Here is an 8649-nt window from a genome sequence, read left to right on the forward strand (position 1 = left end):
GGAACGCGTCGATCATGCCCACTCTCGTGCTGCGGTTGACGATGCGCATGGTGTGCCGGCCTCGCACGGGCACGGCGACGGGCAGGAGGCGGTTCAACCTCATGGAGCACCTTCCGAGGCAGGGGGTGAAGGTGAACACGGGGCGTGTCACAAGCAGTTAATATCTGATGTCTACCGGACGTCAAGGCGCAAGTACCCGACAAGGGCCCGCAAATCCAACAGTTGATCCGACCTCTTGTCCCAGCACGGCGTGGCTGTTCGTCAGACCGTGAGTGGCCGGCGGCCGGGCTGGAGGCGTCGCCAGGCGATCGCGATGAACACCACCAGGCCGAGGAACGGCAGCGAGCCGACCAGCCAGCTCAGCGCGAGTGGCGGACCGGGCTGGTTGAGCACGGTCAACCCCCGCACGCTGCCTTCCCCGTGTCCCTGTGGCCCGTCGATGGCGAAGCCGAGGCTGTATGTGCCGGGAGCGCTGAGCGCCTGCACGTCCAGGCCCCACGAGTCGTACTTGCGTGGATGGCGCACCAGGGGCGTGACGTGCTCGTCGGCCTTCACACCCGGTCCGGTCTGGGTGAGCGTGCCGGACTTGCCGGCGATTCCGCCGTCGGGCATGAAGGTGAAGTCCAGTGACTGCATGGCGCGGATCGGCCAGACGGAGAACCCGACCGTCACGCGGTAGGGGCCGGCCTGGACGCGTTCGGTGTGGACGATGTTGACGGGCGCGTACGCCATCGCGGGGGCCGCCATCGCGAGGCTCAACGCAAGGGTCAGCAGGGCCGTGGTGACCAGCCGGCGAGTGCTCATCAGGCTTCCTTCGTGGTGGGTGCCAGCATCGGGATGAACCGGGCGCCGAGGAAGCCGGCGAGTACGCCGAACACGATCCCGACTATCCCGAGGACCGCGAAGGTCGCGGCGCCGAAGCTCGCGGTGGGGTCGGTGAGAACTTGCTGCAACGGCAGGGTGACGGCGACGACCAGCCCCGTCACCGCGCCGATCGCGAGCATGACCTTCCTGGCGTTGAGGTCGCGGGTGCGGATCAGCCAGAAGGCGCCCTCGACGGCGGCCGCCGCGACGATCAGGAACATCGGGATGGCGCCGGGCAGCTGCGGCGGCTGCGGGGTGAGCCCGTCCCGCAGCGGTAGCCCGATCGCGGCGGCGTAGGTGTGTGCCGCCCACGGCGAGAACCACCACAGGAATGCCTGCAAGACCCCGAGCACCACGGCGATGACGACGGCCGCGCCCGGCCGGCGCAGGATGCCGGCGCCGGTGATCAGCAACAACGCCGAGAACAGGATGATCCCGATGATCGTCGGGTCGATGGGCAGCGGCAGGTTGGCGAAGGCGTTGGTGGTGATCGGCGCGAAGATGATCAGGATCGGGACCGCGAGCGCGACGCCGACCTGGCCCCAGCGCAGCTCCCTCGCCGCGGCGAACACGATGATGCTGCCGACCATGGTGATCGAGATCGACAGGAACAGCGCGACGTGCGACGGGGTGTTCAGCACCGCGTCGAAGCCGTAGATCGAGTGCCACCACAGGTCGAGCAGGCCGTACAGCAGGAACAACGCCGCGCCGGTCCCGGAGATCAGGTAGCCGAGCGGTGCGGTGAACGTGCCGCCGAGCACGCGTACGGGCGGACCGCCCACCATCTGTGCCACCGATCGACCCGCGCGCTGCGCGGCGGTGGCCAGGAGCACCATGACCAGGCTGGCGATCCCGGACAGCGCGCTGCCGGAGTAGAGAGCCAGGTGGGACAGGGTGAAGAAGGTGTCGGGCCCGACCTCGACGTGCCACTGGATGTCCCAGCTGATGCCCAGGGTGGTGACCGCCGTGCCGACGAGCACGACGTACGCGCCGACCCGCGCCGCGACACTGCCCGTGACCGCCGCGGTGGCTCGTGGGTCGGCGCGACCGGCCGCGGTGGATGGTGCGGTGAGATCCATGACAGGTATGCCTTTCTCGTTGTGGTGGGGCTTCAGCCGGTGACCGCGAGCGGCAGCATGAGGTTGTCGGCACCGGCCGGACCGTCGATGGACACGTGCAGCTCCCAGGGACCGGTCATCATCAGTGGCACCTGCGCCGCCCGGTAGCGACCGCCGCCGGCGGACTCGGCGGGTGCCGGTGGGGCGGCGTGCCCCATCAGCGGCATGACGGCGTCGATCTCCACCGTTGCGTGGTCCACCGGGACGCGGGCCCGCGTGCTGAGGTCGATCTCGACGGCCGTGCCCCCGATCCGCGCGCTGTCGACGGTGGCGGTGACGACATAGTGGGACGTGCCGGCGTGCAGCACGACCGGGCCGGGCGGGGTCGGCCACACCAGCCAGCCGACGACCACGGCGACGACCACCGCGCCGACCACCGCGACGACGACACCGCCGAGGAGACGGCGGCGCGGCGCGCGTACGGCGGGGTCGACCGCCGGCGCGACCGACGTGGTGGCGGTCATCGCCCCATCCCCTGGTCCGAGGCGGCCACGTCGAGGACGACCGGAACGGTGAGCACCGTGTAGTCGCGTTCCGCCTGGATCCACAGCCGGTACTGGCCGGCGACCGGGAAGGTGAAGGTGAACGGGACGTCCGGGCCATACGCCGCAACGGTTTCGTCGGGCGCGCTGTCGCCGTTGACCGGAGGCACGAGCATGCCGCTCATCCCGGAAGCCGAGTGGTCCATGCCGCTCATCCCCGGCATCCCGGTCATGGGCATCGCACCACCCATGGAGTGGGCGTGGGCCCAGACGGGCGCGTTCTGCACCGCCTCTCCCACCACCGCGCCACTGTCGGCAGGCAGCGGCCCGGCCACGATCAGGTGCCCGACCATGCTCAGCCACGGTTGCAGGTCGGCGGTGTGGCCGACCGTGGCGCCGACGGTCGTGGGCTGTCCCGCGACCGGTGCGGTCGTCATGACGGTGACGGGCGTCCCGCCGATGACCGTCGACCCGCTGGCCGTGCCGCCGCCCAGCGGCACCGGGCGGTCCACCGGGTGCGACCCGCCGCCCGGGAGGACCTCGAGTCCGGTGGCGGCGCGGACCAGCTGAACGCCGCCACCGCGCCGCTCCAGCTCGGCCGAGACGGCATAGTGTCCCGGCGCCGGCAACGTCAGCCGAACCTGGTAGTGACCGGGACCGAGCCGGACCGGGTGCACGTGCCACAGCTCTCCCGCCGGACCGACCACCAGCAGGTGGATCAACGCGCCGCCGTTGACCAGCAGGTCGTCGACGGGCGCACCGGTCGCCGCGTCGGACAGGCGCACACCGACGTCGGCGGGGCGGCCCGCGGTCACCGGCCCGCCGTCGAGGGCGAGCATGGCCGGCGGCCGGGAGAAGTCCGCGATCATCGGCGTGGTGCGGGCGTACGGGTTCGTGACGTTGTCGATCGTGGGATCGAGCTGGTTGCCCGGCTGCGGCGGCAGCGGCAGCGACGCGGAGAGCACCGCGGCGGTCACGGCCACCGACAGTCCCACCAGCATGCCGCCCGCCGGCAGCAGCGCCCACCGGTTGCGCCTGGCCCGAACGGCCACTACGACGGACCCCACCAGCAGCACCCCGGCAGCGAGAAAGCCGCCATACACCAGGCGTTCCGGCGGTGTGGTGACCTGGACGGGCACCACGAAGGGAATCCGCGTCACCTGTGTGCCGTCACCGACGGCCAGCTCCCACGGTCCCGGCCGGTCCACCGCGACCGTCGCCGAGTACATGCCCGGCGTCGCTCCAATGTGGACACCCCCACGGCCGGTCGGCACGCCGGGCGCGGGTAGCGCGGACGAGCCGGTGGCGGTCCCGGTCGGCGTGAGCGCCAGCGTGAGTCGGCCGGCGGGCGAACCGGCGTGGGTCACCACGTCCACGTGCAACGGGCCGGGCACGGCGGTCACCCGACGCAGCACGATCGTCAGCTCGCGCGGGCCGAGGGTCTGCGCCACCGCGACGTCCCCGCCGGAGGACGGACTGTCGGCCACCGCCGGTGTGATCCCGACGAGGACGAACAGCGCGGACAGCCCCACGACGATCGGGAGGCGGCGGGGCACGGCGAAGGTCACGACGTCGAGGCTAGGAACAGGGCGTGTTCAACTCGTCACCGCTGGCGGGGACCCGTGTCCCCTGTACGGGGGACCCCCCGGCGCCACGGACCCCGGATCATCGATGGTGTGATGTCCCGCTACCGCCTCGCGATCAGTGATCTGAGCGGCGCGCTGGCCCGCCAGGCGATGCTCGTCGCCACGGTGTGCCTGGTCGCCGACGTGGCCGCCTTCCTCGTCGCAGGCCCCGTCGCCACACTGCGACCTCAGGACTGGGTGGTGCTCGCCGCGATCGCGGCGGCCGACGCGGCGCTCGCGCTGCCCGCTCGCTACTCGGGATGGGTGGCCCTGGCGCACGCCGTGCTGCTGGTCGGCGCCGCCGCTCTGCTCGGTGGGTCGAGCGCCGAGGGCCGGGTCAGCGATGCCGGTGCGCTGGTCGCGGGGTACCGCGCCGGGGCGTGGTTGCGCGGCGGGGCCGCCTGGCTGGCGCTGGCCGCGATGATTCTCGGCATCGGCGGGGCGCAGCTGCTCTTCGGCATGCGGGACGGCGACCTCTTGCCCATTCACATCCTCAAGAACGCGGTCCTGCCGTGGCTCGTCGGCCGCTACACCACCGCTCGCCGGGCCTACCTCGCCGAGCTGGAGCAACGCGCGGAAACCCAGCGCCGTGACGCCGAGGCCGCGGTCGAGCACGCGGTCGCCGAGGAGCGCAGCGCCATCGCCCGCGACCTGCACGACGTCATCTCCCACCACGTCAGCGCGATCGGGGCGCACGCCGGCGCCGCGCGGCTGGGTCTGCGCACCGCGAACCGCCCCGACGCCGTCGCCGGCTCGCTGGCCGCCGTCGAGACGTCCAGCCGGGCGGCGATGCTCGACCTGCGCCGCCTGCTCGACCTGCTCCACGGCGACCAGGCGGACATGAGCCGCCAACCCGGGCTGGACAACCTCGAGGAGCTGCTCGACGGAGTCCGCCGGGCCGGTCTCGCGACCCGGTTGAGCACCCACGGCGCGGCGCGCCCGCTGCCCGGGTCGCTCGACGTCGCCATCTACCGCATCATCCAGGAGATGCTGACCAACGCGCTACGCCACGGCGACGGCGCCACGGTGGAGATCGAGCTGCACTACCGGGCCGCGTCGGTGTCGGTCACCGCGCGCAACGGCGTCCCGCCGGCCCGGGACGGCGAGCGCAACGGCGCCGCGCGCGGCCTGGTGGGGATCCGAAAACGGGCCGCGCTGTTCGACGGCACCGTCGCCTACGGCGCGGAGCTCGGCGGTGACCGGTGGGAGACCACGGCCACCTTCCCCCTCGGAGACGAACGATGACCCTGCGCATCCTGCTCGCGGACGACCACGCCATGTTCCGGTCCGGGCTGCGCGGGATCCTCGACACCCAGTCCGACTTCGCCTGCGTCGCCGAGGTCACCGACGGCGCGGCCGCGGTCACCGAGACCGCGCGGCTGCGGCCCGACGTGGCGATTCTCGACGTGCGCATGCCGAAGCTCGACGGTCTCCAGGCGGCCGAGGCGATCCTCGCCGGCGGCAACGTCGCCACCAAGGTGCTCGTGCTGACCACGTTCGACACCGACGAGTACGTCTACCGCGCGCTCGCGGCCGGGGCCAGCGGCTTCCTGCTCAAGAGCCTGCCGCCCGAGGAGCTCGTCTCCGCCATCCGCGTCGCCGCCCGGGGGGACGCCCTCATCGACCCCTCGGTGACCCGCCGGCTCGTCACCCGGTTCACCGACAGCATCACACCGCACGAGGCCCGCGCGTCGGGTGCGCCCGGGCTCGACCGGCTCACCGCCCGCGAGAACGAGGTGCTCCTGCTCGTCGCCGCCGGCCACAGCAACACCGAGATCGGCGCCCGCCTCTACATCGGGGACGAGACCGTCAAGACCCACGTGTCCCGAATCCTCGCCAAGCTCGGCCTGCGGGACCGGGTGCACGCCGTCGTCTACGCCCACCGGCACGGGCTCGTCAGCACGTAGCGGGCCCGGCTACTGGCTGCGACCCGCCGGTGTAGAACCTCGCCCCGGATACACAGCGTGCGGACCCCGCGCTCCCTCGGCCCACTGTGCGGCGGCTGCGGTCAGGTGCCGATCATGGCCGCAACGGCCGTGGCCTCCGGCGGCCGGGTGCCGTCAGCAGGGCCGGACCTCAGCAGGGCAAAGCCATGTCGAGGGCCACGAAGCCACCCTCTTCCGAGTCGGCGCGACCCAGGAGGACCTCACTTCCCACGGGCGCGCACAGGGTCGTGACGAATGTCCATTGAGGAAGCCGATACACGTCGATCTGCGTGATGCCGAAACCGCAGTTTCCCCAGAAGTAGGACGAGGTCGATCCTTCGACGGTGGTGAAGTTCCCGCAGCGCTCGTTCTGTTTGGTGTCGGCTTGCGCGACTGGGGTGAACAGGATCAGTGTCGCCGCGATTGCCGGGACAACTGCGACAGCGGCTTTTGTGGTTTTCTTCATGACTCCCGCTTCATCAGGTAGGTGTCGCCCTGTGAACAGTTGACTGACAGGGCCGGATAACGGTGACCAAACCGTCGAACCGTACCTACGCCGCTCGTGCGCCAACTGTTCATCGCTCCCCGGCGAGTTGGACCATTCGACGGGTGGTCGTATGCCATTTGGCCGCCACCACCGGTCAGCAGGCGGGTGCCTCAGGGCATTCGTGCCCAGAAGTCGAGGCGGTGGTCGGCCTTGTAGTCCGTGCCGTTGATCCGGTCGGGTGCCAGCGACTGGACGTGGCCGGTGCCGAGGTCGGGCCAGGCCGGCTGGTCGACGCAGGCGGGATCGCCGTTGGTGGCGAAGGCCGCCCAGTACCGGTTCATCCGGTCGGCGAGCTCGCGTTGTGTCGCCGACAGCGACGGGCCGCCGGGAAAGTCGAACTGGTACACCAGTTCGCTGGCGTGCTGGGCGCCGGTGGGGAAGCCGGGGAGCGGCATGAGCGGTGGGGCATCCCGGTCGGCGAACTCGTAGAACCAGGTGTCGGTGTGTGCGGCGAAGGCCCGGCCCAGTTCCCAGGCCGGTCGCGCCCAGGCCCGGTCCGTGCAGATCTGTGCCCAGGCGAGGCTCGGTGTCGGGAAGTGGTCGAGCGCGTAACGCGCGGCGACCTCGTCCGCCGCGTCACCGAACGCCTCGGCCAGCAGTCGCGGGTAGCTTTCGGCGGTGACCGGGTTGCCGGCAAGGTCTGCGAAGAGCCCGACGAAGAACCGCGCCTCGTCGCGTGTGGTGCCCAGCATCAGCGGTATCCGGTGGAAGCGTCCGGCGGGCAGCGCCTCCCCGGGTGACTCGGGCAGGGTGGGTCCGCCGAAGGCCGGCCGGATGAAGGCGGCCGACGCCTGGAGCAGGTCCGCCACCGGAACCCGCCGGAGCTGCGCGAGCGCCGACTCGGGATCACTGCCCGGCGTGACCCAACCGTGCTCGGCGGCGGTGGCGGCGCCGAGCCGGTCCAGCTCGGCCGCCGGCAACCACCTCGGCGGGAGCGCCGGAACACCGGGAATGAAGGTGTGCGCCGGCGTCGAGCCCATGACCGCGAACGCGCTCTGCAGGATCGCGCGGTGGCACAGCCCGGCCGATGTGGGCGACACCAGGTGCGCTGCGATCATCAGTGCCCCGTAGGACTCTCCGACCAGGGTCACGTTCGCCGGGTCGCCGCCGAACCGCGTGATTTCCCGCCGCACCCAGCGCAGTGCGGCCTGCTGATCCCGCAGACCGAAGGTGCCCCCGTCGGCGAGGCCGGGATAGCCGAAGCACCCGAACACGCCGAGCCGGAAGTTTGGTGCCACGACGACGAGGTCGCCGGTGAGGGCGAGCCGCCGGGGGTCGTAGGTGGCAGCGGTTCCGTTCGTCCCGCCGCCGCCGTGCAGCCACACCAGCACCGGTCGCCCGGTGCCCGGGGCCGCTGGCACGGTGACGTCCAGCGTCAGGCAGTCCTCGTCGACGGAGGTGACGTCCGCGAACGACTGGGCCGACTGCGGCGCGGGGTTCCCGGGCTCGGTCGCGTCCCGGACTCCGGACCAGGGCGCGATCGGCGCGGGCGGGCGCCAGCGCCGATCGCCGACCGGGGGCGCGGCATAGGGGATCCCCCGGAACGACAGGTGTCCGTCGAACCGGCGGCCGCGGACGGCGCCGCCGTTCAGCCGTACGGTCACGTGCTGGGTCATCGCGTGTGCTCCGCCAGTAACAATACGATCATATTGCTACGATAGCCGTCCGACCATATTGTCGTCGCGCGGGTTCCGTCCGGGGCGCGTCACGGCACGGAGATCAGGGAACCCGCACACCGCGTGCCCGGTAAACACCGTGGCGACGACCCGGCGCAGCACGTCCCGTGCCGGGAACGCGTCCGCGCCCGAGAGCGCGAGCTGATCGGCCAGACCTTGTACCGTCGCGAGGATCATGCGGGCGGCGAGCACGGCGTCCACACCGGACTCGACCGCACCGCGCTCGATGCCGCTCTCGATCACCATGGTGACGTATCCGAGGAGGTCGCGACCCGCCCGCCGCGCGACATCGGCCAGACCGGAATGATGCAGCGCCTGAGCCTGCAGGCCCTGCCGGACGCGGTACTCGACGTCCCGCTCCGCGTCGAGTGGCAACAGTTCGACCAGGCTGTCGAGCAGCACCTCCGCGATC

At 71.7% G+C, this 8649-nt stretch carries 9 protein-coding genes; 2 read left to right on the forward strand and 7 right to left on the reverse strand.

The annotated features are described in order from the left end of the window. Positions 1 to 261: 261 nt before the first annotated feature. Genes VGD70_RS26455 through VGD70_RS26470 form a run of 4 tightly spaced genes read right to left on the reverse strand, consistent with a single transcriptional unit; the run spans position 262 to position 4032 of the window. Positions 262 to 804 (reverse strand): hypothetical protein, encoded by a 543-nt coding sequence (locus VGD70_RS26455; protein WP_331085951.1) that lies wholly within the window; start codon positions 802 to 804, stop codon positions 262 to 264. Then, positions 804 to 1943 carry a hypothetical protein gene (locus VGD70_RS26460; protein ID WP_331085952.1) on the reverse strand — a complete coding sequence of 380 codons (1140 nt, stop codon included), beginning with the start codon at positions 1941 to 1943 and terminating at the stop codon, positions 804 to 806. The genes VGD70_RS26455 and VGD70_RS26460 overlap by 1 nt, the downstream gene beginning before the upstream one ends. Positions 1944 to 1975: 32 nt before the next feature. After that, complete coding sequence (locus VGD70_RS26465) at positions 1976 to 2446, reverse strand: FixH family protein (protein WP_331085954.1); 471 nt, start codon at positions 2444 to 2446, stop codon at positions 1976 to 1978. Next, positions 2443 to 4032: a hypothetical protein gene (locus VGD70_RS26470; RefSeq protein WP_331085956.1), complete on the reverse strand. Its 1590-nt coding sequence runs from the start codon at positions 4030 to 4032 to the stop codon at positions 2443 to 2445. Before VGD70_RS26470 ends, VGD70_RS26465 begins: the two co-directional genes overlap by 4 nt. Before the next feature lie 111 nt (positions 4033 to 4143). Here VGD70_RS26470 and VGD70_RS26475 point away from each other — a divergent pair, with 111 nt between their 5' ends. Both VGD70_RS26475 and VGD70_RS26480 read left to right on the forward strand, forming a co-directional pair. Further along, positions 4144 to 5334, forward strand: a complete 1191-nt coding sequence (locus tag VGD70_RS26475; protein ID WP_331085958.1) for a sensor histidine kinase — start codon at positions 4144 to 4146, stop codon at positions 5332 to 5334. Next, positions 5331 to 5996, forward strand: a complete 666-nt coding sequence (locus VGD70_RS26480) for a response regulator transcription factor (RefSeq protein ID WP_331085960.1) — start codon at positions 5331 to 5333, stop codon at positions 5994 to 5996. The genes VGD70_RS26475 and VGD70_RS26480 overlap by 4 nt, the downstream gene beginning before the upstream one ends. A gap of 169 nt (positions 5997 to 6165) precedes the next feature. On the opposite strand, the gene VGD70_RS26485 is transcribed toward VGD70_RS26480, so the two are convergent. The 3 genes from VGD70_RS26485 to VGD70_RS26495 all read right to left on the reverse strand — a co-directional run. Beyond that, on the reverse strand, positions 6166 to 6480 hold the full coding sequence (locus VGD70_RS26485; RefSeq protein WP_331085962.1) for a hypothetical protein: 315 nt from the start codon (positions 6478 to 6480) through the stop codon (positions 6166 to 6168). A 191-nt stretch (positions 6481 to 6671) separates the two neighbouring features. Further along, positions 6672 to 8177: a carboxylesterase/lipase family protein gene (locus tag VGD70_RS26490; protein WP_331085964.1), complete on the reverse strand. Its 1506-nt coding sequence runs from the start codon at positions 8175 to 8177 to the stop codon at positions 6672 to 6674. 36 nt (positions 8178 to 8213) lie between these two features. Continuing rightward, positions 8214 to 8649: TetR family transcriptional regulator C-terminal domain-containing protein (locus VGD70_RS26495; protein WP_331085966.1), on the reverse strand; the 436-nt coding region annotated here is incomplete at its 5' end.

This window comes from Actinophytocola sp. (genome assembly GCF_036402745.1).
GTDB lineage: Bacteria > Actinomycetota > Actinomycetes > Mycobacteriales > Pseudonocardiaceae > Actinophytocola.